Source organism: Spirulina subsalsa FACHB-351 (assembly GCF_026130165.1).
Lineage (GTDB): Bacteria > Cyanobacteriota > Cyanobacteriia > Cyanobacteriales > Spirulinaceae > Spirulina_A > Spirulina_A subsalsa_A.
Map to the genome: position 1 here is coordinate 1 of NZ_JAIHOM010000112.1, position 16,963 is coordinate 16,963.

The following is a 16,963-nucleotide window of genomic DNA, read 5'->3' on the forward strand; positions in this document are numbered from 1 at the left end:
GAGAGTTTAGAGCGTTATGTGAAGCTAAATCACAGAAGTACAGCCGTGAGTTTGTTGTTATTAACCCATGGGAACCAACAAGTCAGGTCTGCTCTGAGTGCGGTTACAAATGGGGCAAGCTTGATTTGAAAATTCGGTCAGTTCAGTGTTTAAATTGTGGAACTGAACACGACCGAGATGAAAATGCAGCGAAAAATATAAACAAAGTCGGGATAGGGCATTGCCACGACTCTAAACGGACACGGATCGACCGTAAGACTACTTCGGTAGCAAGTTGAAATGATGTGTCAAGAATCCCGGCGCGTTCACGCCGGGGAGTATGTCAAAATTGTTTAGTGATTACTGTTTACCCGGATTAATTTTGATGGTTAACTTACCCCCCCTCAATACGGACACTATTTGGGCAATTCTGAATGAAGAGTTAAGTGATGATACGGTCAATCAATTAGTCTGGCACTATTTGGGCTATCGTTACGATGAAACAAGCCAAAAGTGGAACAATGAACAAGTAGCCCCGGAGTGGCGGCAAGACTACCCGGAACCCCCAGATTTTATCGCCCATCGCCCCCCAACGGTCAAACTAACGCGCTCTATCCCTGCGGCCAATAAACAACTGTTGAAAGAGGAATTAGGCTTTAAGGGCTATAAGGTGGGGGAGTTTAGCCCCACCCAAGCACGACGGGCAACGATGGCCAATTGGTTGTTAAGTTATCTGAATGTCGTCGGAAAGCCCGCGCCATAGGGAACGTTAATTGAGGCAGTGAACTACCCCACCCTGCTTGTCTTTTCCCACCACCTCTTCCCGACTAATGGATGTTGCGTTAGCCCTAAGTGGTATATTCGGCGTTAATTTTCACATAATCGTAACTGAGGTCACAGCCCCAAGCGCTGCCTTTCCCGGAACCATTGCCTAAATCTACGGCAATAATCAGGGGATTATCTCGCCGTTGGCCTCCTTCGGGGAAGGAGGAGTCTTGGGCAATTTGCCTCATATAATCACTAGCGGCCTGACGATCATAGGGCATGGGCTGACCGCCGTCCATCATTAAGAAGTCCCCGAGTTTAATCCGCAGGTGATCTTGTTCAAAGGGGACTCCAGCCCGTCCGGCAGCCCCGGCAATGCGCCCCCAGTTGGGATCTCGGCCAAATATGGCGGACTTGACGAGGGAGGAACCGACAATGGTTTTGGCGACTTGACGGGCGGCCGCATCATTGGGGGCTCCGGTCACTTGGACTTCAATTAAACAGGTGGCTCCTTCCCCATCTCGGGCGATCGCCTTGGCTAAATATTGGCACACTTCGGTTAACATGGCCTCTAGTTTCTCGCCGTCGGCGTTCATCTCGGTAATGGCTGAGGTGCGGGATTGACCATTGGCTAGGGCTATTAGTGAGTCATTTGTACTGGTATCCCCATCCACTGTAATTTGATTAAAGCTTTTGTTGGCGGCACGGGTGAGCATTTCTTGCCAGAGGTGGGTTGAGACGGCAGCATCACAGGTAACAAAGGATAACATGGTGGCCATGTTGGGGTGAATCATCCCTGAACCCTTGGCAATGCCTCCAATGCGCACGGGACGGCCTTCAATGGTGGTTTCGAGGGCGATCGCTTTCGTGACTAAATCGGTGGTAATAATGGCTTGGGAAGCGGCATCTCCCCCAGTTTCTGATAAGCTAGCGACCAGTTGGGGAATCCCCGCCCGGAAAGCCTCCATTTTCATCCGTTGTCCGATGACCCCCGTTGAAGCGAGGAGGACGGCATCTGGGCTAATATTGAGGTGCTGGGCGACTAATTGGGCGGTTTCTAGGGCATCTTGCCATCCCTGATCTCCTGTGCCTGCATTGGCCTGTCCCGCATTACAGAGAATCGCCCGCGCATAGGCTTTTTGTTGCAGACGTTGACGACAGTAATCTACACAGGCCGCCCGCACTACAGAGGTGGTGAAAACCCCGGCTGCGATCGCCTCTGTCTCTGAGTAAATCAGGGCTAAATCCGGCGCCCCAGAGGGTTTTAGCCCGGCAGTAATCCCGGCTGCCTTAAAGCCTCTCGGTGCTGTTACATTGCCCTCAATGATTTGCCAGTCTCCCATTCACATCTCCTTAGCCTATTCATGGGTTGGTAGTTTTTACCTGTATCAACTATTAACTGGCAACTCTCAACTGTCAACTCTTGGCATCGCTTCTTCAGATCCGTTTAAGGAATAAGTATATATACTGATTTATTCCGCCCAAAAAGTAAACTTTGATGTTGTTTTGACGCATCTTTTATAACACCCTGCTAATATTCCTAATAACGGCTTGGGTCTTATTGAGTGAGTGGCCACCGGAATCATACTGAATGTAGAACTACAGGCAAAACTACATTGAACGGCTAGACAAAAAGAACACACAAACAACGCAAACTTACTTCCCTTTAACTGACGCGCCTTTGTGCGATTACCCCCAGTAGATTGACCGAGAGCTTGAGATGAAACATTACAGAGATGAATGGATTCAGGAATGGTGTATGGAAAATGGTTGGACAGACTTGTTCTGTGAACGGTCTGGCAACTATTGGGCTTTCCCCCCCGGTGCGGTGATGCCTGAACCGGTTCCCCTTAAAGTATTAAGACTAATTAAAGAACAAAAAGGACTCTGTTTAGAAGAAAGAGTCTTGTTGTTAGTGGTGTCCCTTGCTTCTATCGGTGCAGTTGTTTCCACCTTCCTCTCCCATTGTCCCATGCCTTTGGTGCTGGCCTTTGCTTTGGGTGCGATCGCCATTCCCTTACTAGATGATGAATAGTGACTCTGGCTAGATTTAACTATTCAAACCTCTATCGGCGAAGCACAATCAAACAAGACAATTAAACACCCCCCAATAGCGGAGGGTGTTTAATTTGGGAGATTCTGCTAAAGCTATTCAGCTTGTGAACTGGTTAAGCTTTTACACTTTTAGCTTAGAGATCCCCACCATTGAAGGCCAACAAGAAAATCACGACCGGACCAGCAATCATGATCAAGGCGACGAAAGTTAGCTGAAAGATCAATTCCCAGTTAACACTACCAACTGCACTTGTGATAAAGTCCATTGTTTTACTCTGATTACCCGACCCAAATGAATATACAAAAAAATTCACTCTACATAGTACATGGGGAGGGGGCATTTTTTCAGAAACGATACAAAACTATACAATGTAGATAAGTCTTAGGGGGGGTGTGTCAAAATTTGTCCTTGTTATGATACTATAGAACGCCTTATTTTTCCCGGAACTGTTCTATGGCAACTTGGCATTGTATTGAACACTGTGGGGCTTGTTGTCATTTGGATCCAACTGATCGTCCTGACCTCCCCGATTATCTCACTCCCGAGGAACTCGAACTCTATATGAGTTTAGTGGGAGAGGATGGCTGGTGCATTCACTATGACCAAGCATCGCGTCAATGCCGGATTTATGAACAACGTCCTTCCTTTTGCCGGGTAACACCTGAGAAGTTCACAGAAATGTATGGGGTGATTCCGCCGGAATTTAATCAATTTGCTACAGAGTGCTGTCGCCAACAAATTGTAGGAGTCTATGGGGAAAATAGCCCAGAAATGAGACAGTACGAACAAACCCTGATCGAAGAATCACCTTCTTCTCCTGAGTTTTCTCCCGAAGTCAAACGCTTAAAAAACCGTTGAACAACCAATAGTCTGAGGGGGGATTGGTTTCCCCACTCATCTATAGGGTGGGGTAGTTCAAAAACAGCGACTTGACAAAATGCACACAAGCTTAACTTGTCAAGGTTGTTGGGGGAGACTTGATCCGCAAAAAAAATCCCATGCCAATTCAGGGAAAATGGCATGGGAGAGCTATCAGGGTGCATCTACCATTCCCTTTTCCTGTAAAAGGGTAAGGTCATCCGGAAAAGTCAGAAAAAATTTTTGTCTTGTATTTGGGCCCGAAGGTTAAATGCGATGCTTTGAAAGGGTTCAAGGTAGCACATCCCCTAGGAATCGGCTAGAATCAAAGCGCAAGATTGGTTCTGCCAATCTAGAACATCACCCTAAGCTAGCTTTTCAAGAATAATGGTGGATTACGATGCCCTCTTTGAGCAGATTGCTGAATTGGTCACAAAACACTCTCCGAGTGGAGTAGAGGGGGAAATTGATCAGTTCCTCTTACTCTATTTACAAGGGTTAGGGGTGGAACATGGGCAAGATCAAGCGGGGAATATTATCATCAAAATTCCCGGTTGTGAGGGGGAGAGCGCGATCGCCATTACCGCCCATAAAGACGAAATTGGGGCAATTGTCAAAGGGATAGACAACAAAGGACGGTTAAGAATTCGTAACCTTGGGGGTTCTTTTCCTTGGGTATATGGAGAGGGCGTTGTAGATATTTTAGGCGATCGCACCACCCTTTCCGGCATTCTCTCCTTTGGCTCCCGTCACGTCTCCCACGAATCCCCTCAAAAAGCCCAACAAGAAAAAAATCCCCTACGCTGGCAAGATGTCTGGGTCGAAACCAAACGCACCCCCGGCGAACTCCAAGCAGCCGGAGTACGTCCAGGGACCCGTGTTGTAGTCGGCAAACACCGGAAACAGCCCTTTCGCCTCCACAACTACATCGCCAGTTATACCCTCGATAACAAAGCCTCCCTCGCCATCTTACTCGCCCTAGCCCAACGGATTCATCAACCAAAACCCACCGTTTACCTCGTCGCTTCCGCCAAAGAAGAAGTCGGCGCCCTCGGTGCGCTCTATTTCAGCCAAAATCATCGCCTAGACGCACTCATTGCCCTTGAAATTTGTCCCCTCGCCCCAGAATATCCCATCCTCGACGGAGCCATTCCCGTCATCCTCTCCCAAGATGGTTATGGTATCTACGACGAAGGATTAAACCAAGAACTTGCTCAAGCCGCCCAGTTTGCCAATATTTCCCATCAATTCGCCGCCATTAGTGGTTTTGGGAGTGATGCCTCCATCGCCATGAAATTTGGTCACGTCGCCCGCGCTGCCTGTTTAGGATTTCCCACAGAAAACACCCACGGCTATGAAATAGCGCACCTTGGGGCAATTTCCGACTGTATTGAGATTTTGGCGCGCTACATTGAGGCGATTTGAACAGAAGCTGCGACCCATTTTAACATAGGTGAGCGCTAATATTAACTTCCGTATCCTTGCATTACATTCCGTAAATACGATGAGACGAAACCTAGAGTTTGATCTCATAATAAAAGAGTCAGAAGTTATAAAAAGCGATTAGGAGAGCCATGAATACTTTAAACTTCCTCGCAGAACTGAACGATGCAGAAAAAGGATGGGGTTTGTGGGTTGATAAGGATCATGTGAATCAGTTCCATGTTGGCCAGTATGCTTTTGAAAATGACCGTTTACCTAAGAGTTTTATTCATGTTGGCAGTTTGGACAGCTTGGCACATAAACGGCAATACTACATTCTCCACAACAATTCCCTTGATAAAAATGAAGACGTTTTGAGTCAAGAATGGGCAGAAGATGTCCTCTCACATTTGGATCTTTCCTAGGTTTGTTGTTTAGTATTAACAATTGTTAATTCTTGTTTTTGATTGTTAAACTCAGCGAGTTTAGTCCTGTGTTTTTATCTAGTGTTGACAGTGGGGGCTGAACTCGCTTGTTGTGTCTTACAATCCACAGGTTAACAGGGTGTGGCTTAATTCCTCCAGATTCGTCAGCCGTTTAGATCCTAAAAAATAGCCAACTTTCATAATCTTTAAAATAGAGAAATTGCTCCCGTTGCATTGTCGCCGCTAGAGTAAAACCTTGTTTTAAATGGAAATTGATAGAACGTTGATTTTTAACAGGTTTGTTCACCACAAAGGCGGAAAAATAGTAATCAGAAAATTCTGAAAAAAGGGACTGATATAAAAAATGCCCTACCCCTTGAACCATAAATTGAGGATGAATGGCCACCAGTGAAATAAAAATATGGCGTTCCGGTGCTTCTCGGGTTTTTTCTAAAATGGCTGGGTTCGTCCAATAAAGAGGAGCAGTATAGTCCTGAGTCAGAGTCAGTGGAGCAACTAGGGTAAAGCCTAGAATTTCTGTGTCCCTTGCTGCAACAAAGTATTGCATTGATTTAGCCCTATTCTGAGCAATTATTTCAGCCGTGACGGGCATTAACAAAAAGCCTTTTTCATGAGAGGATTGAGTCGTAAAAACATTCAAGTTATGAATTTTAATAATCCCATCGATATCCCCTTGATCAGCGAGTCGGAAGATAGGGTTTCCGGGTTGGAGTTGTGCCATTAAATTCCTGTGAATCTGATTAATGACATTTTAAGGCTATTGATCGCAGATATCCATTGATTAACCTAACTGGAGTTTAGACGAAAAGGGGAAGAAACTGGGTTTCAAGGTCGGAAATCGGGTTTTTAACAGGGGTTGGAAGCACTCTTGAGAGCCGGAACGCAACCCGGTTTCTTGTTGTGGTTAGTCTCAACCCCAGACCTGACAAGTTGGACAAAAATGAGAGGAACGTCCGGATATTTTCATCCGTTGAATAGGGGTCTGGCAGACTAAACAGGGTTGGTTTGTGCGACCATAGACCCAAGCCGAATCGCCGTAATTGCCCCGGACTCCTAACAAGTTTAGGAAATCACTAAAGGTTGTGCCGCCCCGTTCAATGGCCTTATTTAAGACGGCTACAATGGCTTGATGGAGGACTTTGACCTGTTGGGGGGTGAGGGTAGAGGCGATCGCATCCGGTCGAATCCGACTCTGAAATAACACCTCATCAGCGTAGATATTCCCCAGACCTGCCACCACCTTCTGATCCAACAACACCCCCTTAATCGGCCCCCGTCGTTTCCTTAACGTTTCCCCCAACCCTTCCACCGTAAACTGCTCACTCAACGGCTCCACCCCCAAACGAGTGAGGCCTGTCATCACCTCAGACGGCTCCTGAAGGGGCGGAACCCACCAAATCCGGCCAAAGGTTCGGATATCGATAAAACGCAACTCCTGACCCCCGGCAAAAAATAGACGTAACCTTGTATGTTTCGCCAAAGGTTCATCCTGTTTTAACCAAAATAACTGACCCGTCATGCGTAAATGCACCCCTAACCAGCCTCCCGCTTTTCCTTGGGGGGTGGTCAATTGTGCCAGTAAATACTTGCCTCGTCTTTCCCAAGAGGCGATCGCACATCCCTCAACCCCTTCCAGAAAAACCGCCACAGAAAAGGGGTAGGCAAGCGTTGGCTGATGCAACACCTCCCCACCCTCAATCCTTTGATGCAGAGTCAATTGATTTAAACCCTGACGAACTGTTTCAACTTCTGGTAATTCAGGCACTCTGGATTTTTCAGCTTAAGCCTTTGCTTTTTTCTCCGGAGCCGCTTCCACCACTTCTAGCTCATGTTCAGCATAGTTATTGGTGTTTAGACCCGAAGGACTGCCACTGAATCCACTGTAGTTGACCTTATCAAAACGCACGATGACCGGATAGATAATGCCACTCTTATCAACACTAGCAACCGTGCCGACATCTTGGTACCAGTAAGACTCCTTTCTTAAGATTCTTACCTTATCACCGCGTTTAACCATTGATATTATTCTCCCTTAATGATCTAGATTTAAGGGTACTATCCCAAGGTGGTCATCTGCTCTCCTTTTGTTTTAAGTTTTATGAACCTCAGACCAACTCCTGCCAACCCAAACGGACAAAATGCGCCTCTCGTCCCCACATATCAATCGTCGGGAAAATCTCTTGCACCGTCAAATTAAACGGAATCGCCGTCGTTAAGTATTTTTGCGCCAAGCGACCTAAATCAGGGGAAAGATGAACCGCCGTCAGAGAAGCCAACCCCAACCCCAAAACCTGTTCCAAGGGATTACGCGGCAGCAGGAAATAAGTCCCCAACATCATCCCGGCCCCCACCACCATCATCACCGACACATTAGTACCACAACGGGGATGCACCGCTAAATCCCATTCTCCCCCCTGCATTCGTCTTAAAGCCATTTGTACCGCACGACGCAGATGCACCGGATTCACCTCCCCATAGAGATAAAACCCTTGGTCCGTGGAGAGTCCCCCCAGCGCCTGATTATCTTGAAACCGTTCCCCCTCAGTCCCTTCCGTCTCACTTAAAACCCAAACCGTCCCATGTTCCAAAGCGTGAACTTGACGCAACATCAGGATTTCCCGCAAACCCGGCAAGAAAAAAAACTGTTTCAGTAAATCCGTATCTTGGTGAGGATAGGGAGTCGCGGGAGCAAAATCCCATAACTTACTGAAATCAAAGCTTACAGATTCAGTCATAGTTGTTTTAAGGTCTTGTCTAGTGGAGCATTGCTCTTTGTCCTAAGCTATCACGCTTTTTTCCAACTGGTGAGCTAGGGAGTGACCTGCGGGAAATACTTATAGAATTTTACGGATTTCTTCAACAGGGTGTTGTAGAGACGTTTATTCTCTCCGAGAAAACCACGGAAATTGACGCAAAGTGGACACAAATTATAGATAACTTCATCAGTTCTTTAAACAAATTGCTGACAATTTATTGTTTTCAATAAATCTAACAAAACAGCTTGCAGTCAACAAGTCTCTGCCCATAGGATAAGGTATCACGATCAACCCCTAAGCGGGAGAGGATGATATTAGCTTGATTTATTTAATGCGTTAGATTCAGGTGTTCTGCTCATGAAATCCACACAAGCCCAAGACTACAGCTCATCCATTTCTCACTCTCATTATAATAAGGCTCATTCTGGCTTTTTTAATTCTAGCAAATCTGCTCGCTATTCTCCGACTAAAAGTTCTGCGGCTAAAGAGCCTTTTGCAAACCAAATGGATGTAGAATCTTGTGAGGCTAATATTGAGCAAGTAGCCCAACGTTCCCAAGGTATTATTTTAGACTATTTTACGCAGCAAGCTAAATCTTTACCTTCAGAAAGAATCATAGAAGAATTCATGAATTTGTTCATTGATGACATTCCTTTCAATAAGACTCTAGAACAAGCTTTTTATGATTTGATTGTGATCAACTTACAGGAACAATTCCGCCAAGTTTTAGTCCAATGCTATTACACTCTAATTAAAGAATTTTTACGGCGAAACGAATACGAAAAAATTCCGACTCTCGTTGAGAAGTTAGCCCAGAGCAGCCTACAAAACCGTTCCCTTTCAATGGTCAAGCGTAGACTCCATGAATGGCGGAAATGCTTTTTAGCGAGTCCAGACTATCAAAAGCTGTTGTTTTTAGCCAATTGGTACACCCGACGGTATGAAGACACTTGGAGCAGACGGTATGCCTATTATATTTTCTTGGATCAATCTCTTAACTCAGGGAGTTCTGAACTAGAAAGGGAATGCGCCCGTATTTTAGCGCGACGAATTCAGAAGAAATATAAGTTTAAACTGGCTATATATCTGGCTCATTTAGACGTTCCCAATGCTGGGCGTTCTTCCTATAACCCCACTAAACTAAACCGCAACAGCTTACACCTGATTCAAAAGGTGTTAGTCAAACAGAAAAGCTTTAATTACCAAAGTTTAGCCAATATTTTCCTCAAACAAACTCAAGGTTTGTCCTTTAAAGAGTTTAAGAATAGTTTGCTGAAATATTTAGGCGTAGCTCTAGGAGACGAGCAAGTATCCGGCTGGGTCATCAAAGCCAAACTCGCCAAACAAATTGAACCCCTCTACACCCATCATGATGATGTGCCTTGGGATGCGGGCTTACTTTTGAGAACTTGTAAGCGTGTCCTTAGCTACTTACTGAATCCCCCTGATGATCCTGAAGCGAATCACCCTTTTAATGTTCTCACTCGTCGGAATCATTACCTAACCCTGACGATTTTAGTGTTAAAAATCCTCTTGATTTGCCCCAACAGTTATCAACACATGATCACCTACGTCTCGGCTTTGATTCAACGGTATCAAGGGGAATCTGTAGAAAAGTGTCAATGGTTGATTAACTTCCTCGAAACTTTAACGGTAGTTTTGACCATTGCTTCGGCTCAAAATGCGGATGCTCTGGAGGGTCATAGTGGTTTACCCTGTTCAGAGGATAGAATGGCGAATGATTTAGTCGCTGTTGCGTAATTTTGACTTTGAAAAAGGGACTAAGTACGGTAGGGCATACCGGAACTCACGCTTGGGGAGAGATTCCCTCTGGCTTGGTTGGATACGTCCTGCCAAGTTAAGGAAACTCGTTGAACCAAGAATCCCTCGCTTTTAGCGATGGGAGTGTCAAGGGTTCTATATTCCCCAGAAAAAACTGGAAGACCGGAAGAATGAAGCATGAAACGGCTTAAACCCAAGGAATAGTGCCGAAGATGGGGACTTCTGCCCAACGAAAAGCATTCGTTAGTCTACAATGGCCTTAAATTATTCATGTTTAAGCCCATCCCACTATGAAAACTCGCATTTTGTTCCTATTACTCCTAACAGTGTTTGGAGGATATCCGGCCGTTGTCCAAGCCGAATCCCTAGAAGTCGCTCAACAAAGGGCTGACGAAACCTGCCGACAAGCCAACCGAATGTTAGATATCTTTTCTCGTCCTTCTGTAGACCAAGATAGTGAAACCCTCGCCACCTTGAACCCTGGCACCAAGTTACGCATTGTCAACACTGGGGAAGGTGGCTGGGTGGCTGTGGAAGCGCCGAGACGGGGTTTTGTCATTGCCCGTTATTTAACCACCTGTTCCGCAACAGTGGTGACTCCTCCTCAATCCCAACCCCAACCTCGTCCCCAAACGCCTGCCACGCCGACAACGACAGCCCAACCCAGCGCTCCCGTAACGCTCAGTCGTCCGGGGTCGCCTCTCCCAGCCACTGCCGGAAGTTGTCGTCAGGCGCTGTTAGGTTTATCGGTGCGTTCTCGTCCTGATGGGACTTTAGGGGCAATCAGTGGGGTTCAACAAGGACAACGGGTGACTCTCACGGGGGAAAGTTTTACCGATAGTGAGGGGCGTATCTGGTTACAAATCTCCTCCCCCCAATCCGGTTGGATTTCGGGTGGTCGGGGCGGTTGGATGAATGTTATTCCTTGTCCCTAGTTCGCCCTATCTCATGGGGAATAGGCAACTTAATTAGGGTCTGCTGAATAACTCGGGGAGCAGGGGGGCAGGGGAGAGGGGGAGCAGGGGAGCAGGGGAGCAGGGGAGCAGGGGAGAGGGGGAGCAGGGGAGAAATTATCAATTATCAATTATCTATTCCCTATTCCCTATTCCCTGTTCCCTTGTTGAGTCTAGCGTTCGTTGTTTTCACTAAGCCCTAACGACTGGCTAAAATCTGCTCATCCACCGAAAAATCAATCTCGGCTTTATCTCGACCGGATGCTAGATAATCATGCTTGAAGGAGTCTTTCAAGCCCCCAACGAGGTCATATTCCGGTTGCCAGTTTAACTGGGTTTTGGCTTTGTGGATGTCGGTGAAAAAGTGTTGCACGCGCAGGGGGAAGGCCTTCCGTTTGCCGAAGTCGAATTTTTTGGGGTTAAAATAGACTAATTCCAGGCTGTCGGGGGATTTTCCGGCGGCCTCGGCACAAGCGAGGGCTAATCCTTTAAAGGTGACATAACGCTCCCCGGAAATGTTGTAGATTTGACTGTTGGCGGTTTCGTTGCCTAAAATGGCGGCCATTGCGCTGGCTAAATCTTTGACGTGACCGAGTTGGGTGATGTGGGTGCCGTCGTAGGGGATGGGAATGGGGCGATCGCGCACAATCCGATCAAAGAACCAGGCCTCTAGGTCATTATAGTTCCCGGGTCCGTAGATATACACTGGACGCACGGAAGTCCAAGGTAAACCGTGCTGGGCTAAATAGGCCTCGGTTTCGTGTTTCCCTTTATGGCGACTTTGGGGATCAACGGCATCCCCTTCAATATGGGGCATTTGTTCTGATTTTAGGTACACCCCGGCGGAACTGACATAGACAAAATGCTGCACTTGGTCTTTAAACAATTCCACGAGGGGCTGAGTATCGCTTAATTCCCGGCCGTTGTTATCAAAGACAGCATCAAACTGTTGTCCGGCCAGTGTTTCGCGCAGTTCTTGGGGATTTTTGCGATCGCCATGAATCTGTTGGATGCCTTCGGGAGCGGGTTTATTCCCCCGGTTGAACAAAACCACCTCATGACCTTGTTGGGTGAGGATTTGAGTTAAATACACCCCAATAAATCGAGTCCCCCCCATAATCAAAACTCGCATCGTTATTCTAGCCTCCTGATTGTTTCCCTAGTGAGTGCTGGACTTAGAACTGATTGGTTTCTGATGGCACTTGTACATCTACCGTACCCGGTTTATTTAAGAATAAATTCCCGGCCGCATCATTTTGATAAATACAGGAGATGCGCGGGGAACCACCATCCAAGGTGCCTGTAAAACCAAAAGTATTCATCCGGTTTTTACAGTCTCTCACACTTTGATCCGTCACTAATTTCCGTTGTTCCAAAATAGACCAGTTATTCCGTCGCAAGACACATCCGGGAGTCATTTGGGGCTGGGTCACATACACATTAAAGGGGTTCAGGGTCAAAAATACCCGCATATCGGTCACAATGGCACTAGCCCCAAATTGTTGACACAGAGCCGCATCGGGAGCGCTGCGGTCAATCACTTCCCGCGTCGCCACATTGGCCACATTATTGGTGCTAGAGGTAATACTCAAGGTCATCCCTAGTCCCACTCCCACAATAAACACCCCAGCGAGGAGGGCTAACATTCCATAGTTTAAACCACTCAAAAAACCACCGCCCTCTTTACCCGGCGGACGAGGAGGGGGTGGGGTATCATATCCGCGACTATATCCGGAGTTATAACCACGCTGATAGGGGGGGGTTGTTCGGCGCTTCATGGTGAATGAGTTAGAGAAACTTCTAGTTGACACCCCCGCCGTTAATAGCTGATGCAATCTAACGGGGATTAGCCTCCATTGTAGCGTGAGGCTTCACAGGAAACGGCAGGGAGTCGCGATCGCCTTTTGTAACAGCACTTGATAATCCCGATCCGGCACCGTCACCGTCCCAAACCGTTCTAAATGGGGATTTTGCAATTGGGCATCAAACACCAGAAAACCCCGTTGTTGCAAGTGTTCTACCAAGCGCACCATCGCCACTTTCGACCCATTAGGAATGTGATAAAACATCGACTCTCCCACAAACAACCCACGAATGGCAATGCCTAGAATCCCCCCTGCGAGTTGATCGCCCTCCCACGTCTCAAAACTATGGGCCCATCCCGCTAGATGGAGTTGCCAATATAAGCCTTGTAACTCCTCAGAAATCCAAGTTGTCTCCCGCGCTGCACAGCCCTCACACACCCCTTTAAAATCGCGATTAATGGCTGTTGTGAAGCGATTTTGATTCAACACCCGGCGCAAAGATTTCGGATAGCGAAAACGACCATCTAGGGGGACTATAGCGCGCTGACGGCTTGAATACCAACCCAACTCCCCTTTCTCATCCGCCATCAAAAAATAACCTTGAGAGTAGCCTTCAATCAAAGCGGGAATCTGAAAATCCATGCCCTGCGATCTGAATCCCATCCAATATGAAATACGCTAAAGAGTGCTATCTGTAGGTTGGGTGCTGCGATCGCAAAACCCAACAACTCACGGCCAGAGACAGTTAGAACCGCTATTTTACAACAGAAGCTAGAGAGCCACCGGACCAGAGACAGCCCACCCTTACAGATTGACCTTCCTAAGCATAGCCGATCCTTGCCGTTAGATGAAAACCTGACGGAAACAGGGATTGGGAGGCAATGCTTGCCATTCCTGTCAACTTAGCATCTTAACTTGTCAAGATTGCCTATTCCCTGACCTTGACAAGAGGAGAAAAGGCTTAACTTGTCAAGGTGGGTAAAACTCTGTCCCCTTGTGGGTGGGGCATTTTACTCCCGACTGACGGAGGACTGTTCACTGTAATAGTCCTCCGCTTTCACCACACCAATAGACTCTTCTTCCTGATTAATACAACCCGGTTTCTGCACATATTGACACACCCTCGCCCATAATCTCGCACGATTTCCGGGCGCACCTGCGGAAAATAAAACGGTGTCTCTGCCTACAATTTTCACCCCGCAAGCGGGACAAACCTGAACACCTGAGTTCGGTTGATGGGTCATGAAGTTAAGCCTAAATAGGGTTTAAATTTGCCCCCAGTTTAAACAAAATTCACGAATTCGGTAGGGGTAAAAAATCAGAATAGCTAATCATTCAAATAATTTCTAACTATCCCGCTCTTTCCGAGTTACAAAATCCCGTAAACGAGATAAAGCAAAGGTTTGCCCTAAATTTAACGGCAAGAGAGAAACCCCTTCCAAGCGGGATTGTACCCAACCTTCTCCCCAGTACCATTCATGATAGCCGTCAATGCCTTGACTTAAAATTAAACGTAGAGCATTGGGATAAACCACATCCACTTGATGTTCAATGGTGACAATTCCTAAAGAGGCACGAAACACTAAATCGGGGTAAAGTTGCTCCGGGAGTCCACGTTCAAACTGTTGCGGCATCAGCCATTGACGAAATAATTCCGGTTTTAATAAACTATCGGCGATCGCTTCTGCCGAGGCATTCACTTCAATCCGGAGATGACTTTTCTGGAAATTCCCAAACATATCGCGTCTTGTAACCCCTCAGTGTAAGTGTTTTGCTTGAACCCGAAAGAAGCAAGCCTCGAATGGTTTAGACCTCCCCTGCCCAGATTCCGGGAAGCCCATCCCAAAACGATTATACTCAAATCAGGACAAGATAGAACTAGGGTTTGTTGGTCGAGATTGATCCCACACCGAAACGTTTTTGTTGGTGCATAGTGTTTACGGTGTGGGGCTTCTCTCAACCGAGATTTAAGCTAAAACATTCATCGGATCATATCCTAACTGTTCCATAATTCGTTCTCGGGCTAAAACACGATACTCCCAAAAATGCTCACCTGCCGCACATAACCCTAAATACATATTGAGAACTTGGGGTTTTTGCCAGAAAATAACCCACAGTTGTCGCCAAAATTGACCGCGAATTTCGGAACGGCAGATGCCTTGATACCACATTACCTGAAGCACTAAATGAAACCCTTTTGCCAGAGGAAATTTCATGGTTTGCCGTGGTTTGAGCGGTAAACCAATGCCCATACATTGCTGGAAACAACGTTTCAGATAGTCCTGGGGTTCATACATCGTCCAAAAACCCTCTACATATTCTTGGGCAATTTCGGCAATAGGGCGAGTGGGAATAAAGTTCATCAGTGTGTTTTGATCTCCAGTGGGATGAATCCTCTCCCCTGTGATCAAACGTTCTTCCCTTTTGAGACGATGCCACAAGGCCGTTAAGGGAGGCGCTTGCAAAATCCCTAACATAGGTTGAGGAATACTGGTTTCTGACACAAATTCTTGAATCCTTGCCCCAGCGCCTGCACGTTCTCCATCAAAACCCAGAATAAATCCGGCATAAATTAGTAAACCTGCATCATTAATTTTACGACAGGCTTCAACGAGGGGCCGGCGTGTATTTTGCACTTTTCCGGTGACGTGCAGACTCTCTTGATCGGGGGTTTCAATGCCGAGAAAAACGGCATAAAAACCCGATTCCACCATGAGGGAGAGTAATTCGTCATCTTCGGCTAAATTAACGGAGGCTTCTGTTAAGAAGGTAAAGGGATAATTGTGGTCTGCTAACCAAGGACTTAAGGCTCGGAGTAGGCGTTTCACATTGCGCTGATTGCCAATAAAGTTATCATCAACCATGAAAATTGAACCCCGCCAACCGAGATCATAGAGGGTTTGTAATTCGGTTAATATTTGTTCCGGTTCTTTGGTGCGGGGTTTACGACCATACAAGGCAATGATGTCACAAAATTCGCAGTTAAAGGGACACCCCCGGGAGAATTGAACGGCCATCATTAAATAAGCATCCTGCTGAAGTAAATCAAAGCGAGGGGTAGGACTCAAGGTGACATCGGGTTTTTCGCTAGACCGGAATAGTCCTGTGGTTTGTCCTTGGGCGATCGCCTCTAAAAACATAGGAATGGTTAATTCTCCCTCATCTAAAATCAGATAATGGGCGCCGGAATTGATGGCCTCTTCTGGGACGGCGGTGGGATAGGGTCCCCCAACGGCTACTTTTTTACCGAGTTTAACGGCTTTTTGAATCAAATCTTGAAAATCCTGTTGCTGGACTAACATGGCCGAAAGGATCACTAAATCACACCATGCCCAATCTGCGTCTGTTTCTGGGGCAACATTGCGATCGCAAAACCGAATCTCCCAAGTTTTTGGCAACAGAGAGGCAACTGTAATGAGTCCCAAAGGGGGTAACACGGCTTTGAGTCCAGCAATTTCCATAAAGCGGTCATAAGACCAGAAAGATTGGGGAAATTTAGGATAGAGTAATAGGGTTTTCATCAGAATATTGACCTTTGATCAAGTATGAATGGTTATTTTTTTGGGGTTCGTCATGGCAAAATTGGGAATATAGAATTCAAGCGTTGAAAGCAAAGCAGCTCTGCCCTTATCCTGAAAACAAGCTCAAATTCTTGATTTCATGGGATAGCAACTATGGTGATATCAACTTAATTTGATCCCAATTCCCTTGTCGTCTGTAATTCCCTGAGCGCAAACTGTTCGACCCCAACCGTTAACCAGTTTGCTCACGGATCTTTGCTCTATTTCAACAGACTTGCTATAAGCCACAACCGAGAACAAATCACTGGCCTCCTAACTATCATTATTCTCCGGTCATGTATTCAGTTAAATTTCGAGTGCATTGACGCTCCCATCGCTAAAAGCGAGGGATTCCCTGTTCAACCAGTTACCTTATCTACTAAGCTCTCACCTAATAGACAGTGGGTAGTCTGTCCGAGGGCTTAAATTTCTGTCCGCCCGACAGTATTCGCTTTACGAAGTATGTTGATAGCGGCGTTTTCATCTCTGTCTAGAACACAGCCACAAGAACAAATATGAGTTCTAATAGACAATGTTTTCTTGACAATGGAACCACAATTAGAACATTCTTGACTGGTATA

20 protein-coding genes and 1 pseudogene are annotated in these 16,963 nt (G+C 46.5%); 8 read left to right on the forward strand and 13 right to left on the reverse strand.

Features of this window, described 5'->3' with window-relative positions:
* Both K4A83_RS17950 and K4A83_RS17955 read left to right on the forward strand, forming a co-directional pair.
* On the forward strand, nt 1-278 hold a 278-nt coding region (locus tag K4A83_RS17950; RefSeq protein ID WP_265266031.1), incomplete at its 5' end, for a transposase.
* Nucleotides 279-364: 86 nt separating this feature from the next.
* Nucleotides 365-742, forward strand: coding sequence for a DUF1823 family protein (locus tag K4A83_RS17955; RefSeq protein WP_265266032.1), 378 nt, complete (start codon nt 365-367; stop codon nt 740-742).
* Nucleotides 743-827: 85 nt separating this feature from the next.
* Here the strand turns inward: K4A83_RS17955 and argJ are convergent, their stop codons facing one another.
* Complete coding sequence (argJ, locus tag K4A83_RS17960; protein WP_265266033.1) at nt 828-2,087, reverse strand: bifunctional ornithine acetyltransferase/N-acetylglutamate synthase; 1,260 nt, start codon at nt 2,085-2,087, stop codon at nt 828-830.
* A 377-nt stretch (nt 2,088-2,464) separates the two neighbouring features.
* Here argJ and K4A83_RS17965 point away from each other — a divergent pair, with 377 nt between their 5' ends.
* Complete coding sequence (locus K4A83_RS17965) at nt 2,465-2,779, forward strand: slr1957 family protein (RefSeq protein WP_265266034.1); 315 nt, start codon at nt 2,465-2,467, stop codon at nt 2,777-2,779.
* A 154-nt stretch (nt 2,780-2,933) separates the two neighbouring features.
* Here K4A83_RS17965 and psb30 read toward each other — a convergent pair whose 3' ends face one another.
* On the reverse strand, nt 2,934-3,065 hold the full coding sequence (gene psb30, locus K4A83_RS17970) for a photosystem II reaction center protein Ycf12/Psb30 (RefSeq protein ID WP_026079440.1): 132 nt from the start codon (nt 3,063-3,065) through the stop codon (nt 2,934-2,936).
* A gap of 188 nt (nt 3,066-3,253) precedes the next feature.
* On the opposite strand from psb30, the gene K4A83_RS17975 reads away from it, so the two are divergent.
* The 3 genes from K4A83_RS17975 (at nt 3,254) to K4A83_RS17985 (ending at nt 5,505) form a co-directional block, all read left to right on the forward strand.
* On the forward strand, nt 3,254-3,658 hold the full coding sequence (locus K4A83_RS17975) for a YkgJ family cysteine cluster protein (protein ID WP_265266036.1): 405 nt from the start codon (nt 3,254-3,256) through the stop codon (nt 3,656-3,658).
* A 390-nt stretch (nt 3,659-4,048) separates the two neighbouring features.
* Nucleotides 4,049-5,083 (forward strand): M42 family metallopeptidase, encoded by a 1,035-nt coding sequence (locus K4A83_RS17980; protein WP_407810112.1) that lies wholly within the window; start codon nt 4,049-4,051, stop codon nt 5,081-5,083.
* Between the two features lie 149 nt (nt 5,084-5,232).
* Entirely contained in the window at nt 5,233-5,505 is a 273-nt protein-coding gene (locus K4A83_RS17985) for a hypothetical protein (RefSeq protein ID WP_265266039.1), read from the forward strand.
* Nucleotides 5,506-5,677: 172 nt separating this feature from the next.
* Here the strand turns inward: K4A83_RS17985 and K4A83_RS17990 are convergent, their stop codons facing one another.
* The 4 genes from K4A83_RS17990 to K4A83_RS18005 form a co-directional block, all read right to left on the reverse strand.
* On the reverse strand, nt 5,678-6,247 hold the full coding sequence (locus tag K4A83_RS17990) for a GNAT family N-acetyltransferase (protein ID WP_265266040.1): 570 nt from the start codon (nt 6,245-6,247) through the stop codon (nt 5,678-5,680).
* Nucleotides 6,248-6,436: 189 nt separating this feature from the next.
* On the reverse strand, nt 6,437-7,291 hold the full coding sequence (locus tag K4A83_RS17995) for a DNA-formamidopyrimidine glycosylase (RefSeq protein WP_265266042.1): 855 nt from the start codon (nt 7,289-7,291) through the stop codon (nt 6,437-6,439).
* A gap of 15 nt (nt 7,292-7,306) precedes the next feature.
* Nucleotides 7,307-7,543 carry a photosystem I reaction center subunit IV gene (locus tag K4A83_RS18000; RefSeq protein ID WP_265266043.1) on the reverse strand — a complete coding sequence of 79 codons (237 nt, stop codon included), beginning with the start codon at nt 7,541-7,543 and terminating at the stop codon, nt 7,307-7,309.
* A gap of 88 nt (nt 7,544-7,631) precedes the next feature.
* Nucleotides 7,632-8,261, reverse strand: a complete 630-nt coding sequence (locus tag K4A83_RS18005; protein WP_265266044.1) for a DUF6391 domain-containing protein — start codon at nt 8,259-8,261, stop codon at nt 7,632-7,634.
* A gap of 378 nt (nt 8,262-8,639) precedes the next feature.
* On the opposite strand from K4A83_RS18005, the gene K4A83_RS18010 reads away from it, so the two are divergent.
* Together K4A83_RS18010 and K4A83_RS18015 are read left to right on the forward strand one after the other, a co-directional pair.
* Nucleotides 8,640-10,043 carry a hypothetical protein gene (locus K4A83_RS18010; protein ID WP_265266045.1) on the forward strand — a complete coding sequence of 468 codons (1,404 nt, stop codon included), beginning with the start codon at nt 8,640-8,642 and terminating at the stop codon, nt 10,041-10,043.
* 311 nt (nt 10,044-10,354) lie between these two features.
* Nucleotides 10,355-10,999, forward strand: a complete 645-nt coding sequence (locus K4A83_RS18015; RefSeq protein WP_265266046.1) for an SH3 domain-containing protein — start codon at nt 10,355-10,357, stop codon at nt 10,997-10,999.
* A 217-nt stretch (nt 11,000-11,216) separates the two neighbouring features.
* On the opposite strand, the gene K4A83_RS18020 is transcribed toward K4A83_RS18015, so the two are convergent.
* The 7 genes and pseudogenes from K4A83_RS18020 to K4A83_RS18050 all read right to left on the reverse strand — a co-directional run.
* The gene (locus K4A83_RS18020) at nt 11,217-12,149 is read right to left on the reverse strand and encodes an NAD-dependent epimerase/dehydratase family protein (protein ID WP_265266047.1); all 933 of its coding nucleotides are present in this window, start codon (nt 12,147-12,149) and stop codon (nt 11,217-11,219) included.
* Nucleotides 12,150-12,192: 43 nt separating this feature from the next.
* On the reverse strand, nt 12,193-12,795 hold the full coding sequence (locus K4A83_RS18025; RefSeq protein ID WP_265266049.1) for a DUF3172 domain-containing protein: 603 nt from the start codon (nt 12,793-12,795) through the stop codon (nt 12,193-12,195).
* A 93-nt stretch (nt 12,796-12,888) separates the two neighbouring features.
* Entirely contained in the window at nt 12,889-13,464 is a 576-nt protein-coding gene (gene aat, locus K4A83_RS18030) for a leucyl/phenylalanyl-tRNA--protein transferase (protein WP_265266050.1), read from the reverse strand.
* Nucleotides 13,465-13,832: 368 nt separating this feature from the next.
* A complete protein-coding gene (locus tag K4A83_RS18035; RefSeq protein WP_265266051.1) occupies nt 13,833-14,066 on the reverse strand; it encodes a hypothetical protein in 234 nt (77 codons plus the stop codon).
* Between the two features lie 102 nt (nt 14,067-14,168).
* The gene (locus K4A83_RS18040; RefSeq protein WP_265266052.1) at nt 14,169-14,561 is read right to left on the reverse strand and encodes a hypothetical protein; all 393 of its coding nucleotides are present in this window, start codon (nt 14,559-14,561) and stop codon (nt 14,169-14,171) included.
* Between the two features lie 228 nt (nt 14,562-14,789).
* Complete coding sequence (locus K4A83_RS18045) at nt 14,790-16,343, reverse strand: B12-binding domain-containing radical SAM protein (protein WP_265266053.1); 1,554 nt, start codon at nt 16,341-16,343, stop codon at nt 14,790-14,792.
* A 398-nt stretch (nt 16,344-16,741) separates the two neighbouring features.
* Nucleotides 16,742-16,963, reverse strand: a pseudogene (locus K4A83_RS18050) (zinc ribbon domain-containing protein); the annotation flags it as partial.

Excerpts from the sequence above, each read along its gene's own strand:
- K4A83_RS17955 (WP_265266032.1), top strand. The coding sequence starts at position 365 with ATGGTTAACTTACCCCCCCTCAATACGGACACTATTTGGGCAATTCTG.
- argJ (WP_265266033.1), bottom strand. The coding sequence starts at position 2,087 with ATGGGAGACTGGCAAATCATTGAGGGCAATGTAACAGCACCGAGAGGC.
- K4A83_RS17965 (WP_265266034.1), top strand. The coding sequence starts at position 2,465 with ATGAAACATTACAGAGATGAATGGATTCAGGAATGGTGTATGGAAAAT.
- psb30 (WP_026079440.1), bottom strand. The coding sequence starts at position 3,065 with ATGGACTTTATCACAAGTGCAGTTGGTAGTGTTAACTGGGAATTGATC.
- K4A83_RS17975 (WP_265266036.1), top strand. The coding sequence starts at position 3,254 with ATGGCAACTTGGCATTGTATTGAACACTGTGGGGCTTGTTGTCATTTG.
- K4A83_RS17985 (WP_265266039.1), top strand. The coding sequence starts at position 5,233 with ATGAATACTTTAAACTTCCTCGCAGAACTGAACGATGCAGAAAAAGGA.
- K4A83_RS17990 (WP_265266040.1), bottom strand. The coding sequence starts at position 6,247 with ATGGCACAACTCCAACCCGGAAACCCTATCTTCCGACTCGCTGATCAA.
- K4A83_RS18000 (WP_265266043.1), bottom strand. The coding sequence starts at position 7,543 with ATGGTTAAACGCGGTGATAAGGTAAGAATCTTAAGAAAGGAGTCTTAC.
- K4A83_RS18005 (WP_265266044.1), bottom strand. The coding sequence starts at position 8,261 with ATGACTGAATCTGTAAGCTTTGATTTCAGTAAGTTATGGGATTTTGCT.
- K4A83_RS18010 (WP_265266045.1), top strand. The coding sequence starts at position 8,640 with ATGAAATCCACACAAGCCCAAGACTACAGCTCATCCATTTCTCACTCT.
- K4A83_RS18015 (WP_265266046.1), top strand. The coding sequence starts at position 10,355 with ATGAAAACTCGCATTTTGTTCCTATTACTCCTAACAGTGTTTGGAGGA.
- K4A83_RS18020 (WP_265266047.1), bottom strand. The coding sequence starts at position 12,149 with ATGCGAGTTTTGATTATGGGGGGGACTCGATTTATTGGGGTGTATTTA.
- K4A83_RS18025 (WP_265266049.1), bottom strand. The coding sequence starts at position 12,795 with ATGAAGCGCCGAACAACCCCCCCCTATCAGCGTGGTTATAACTCCGGA.
- aat (WP_265266050.1), bottom strand. The coding sequence starts at position 13,464 with ATGGATTTTCAGATTCCCGCTTTGATTGAAGGCTACTCTCAAGGTTAT.
- K4A83_RS18035 (WP_265266051.1), bottom strand. The coding sequence starts at position 14,066 with ATGACCCATCAACCGAACTCAGGTGTTCAGGTTTGTCCCGCTTGCGGG.
- K4A83_RS18040 (WP_265266052.1), bottom strand. The coding sequence starts at position 14,561 with ATGTTTGGGAATTTCCAGAAAAGTCATCTCCGGATTGAAGTGAATGCC.
- K4A83_RS18045 (WP_265266053.1), bottom strand. The coding sequence starts at position 16,343 with ATGAAAACCCTATTACTCTATCCTAAATTTCCCCAATCTTTCTGGTCT.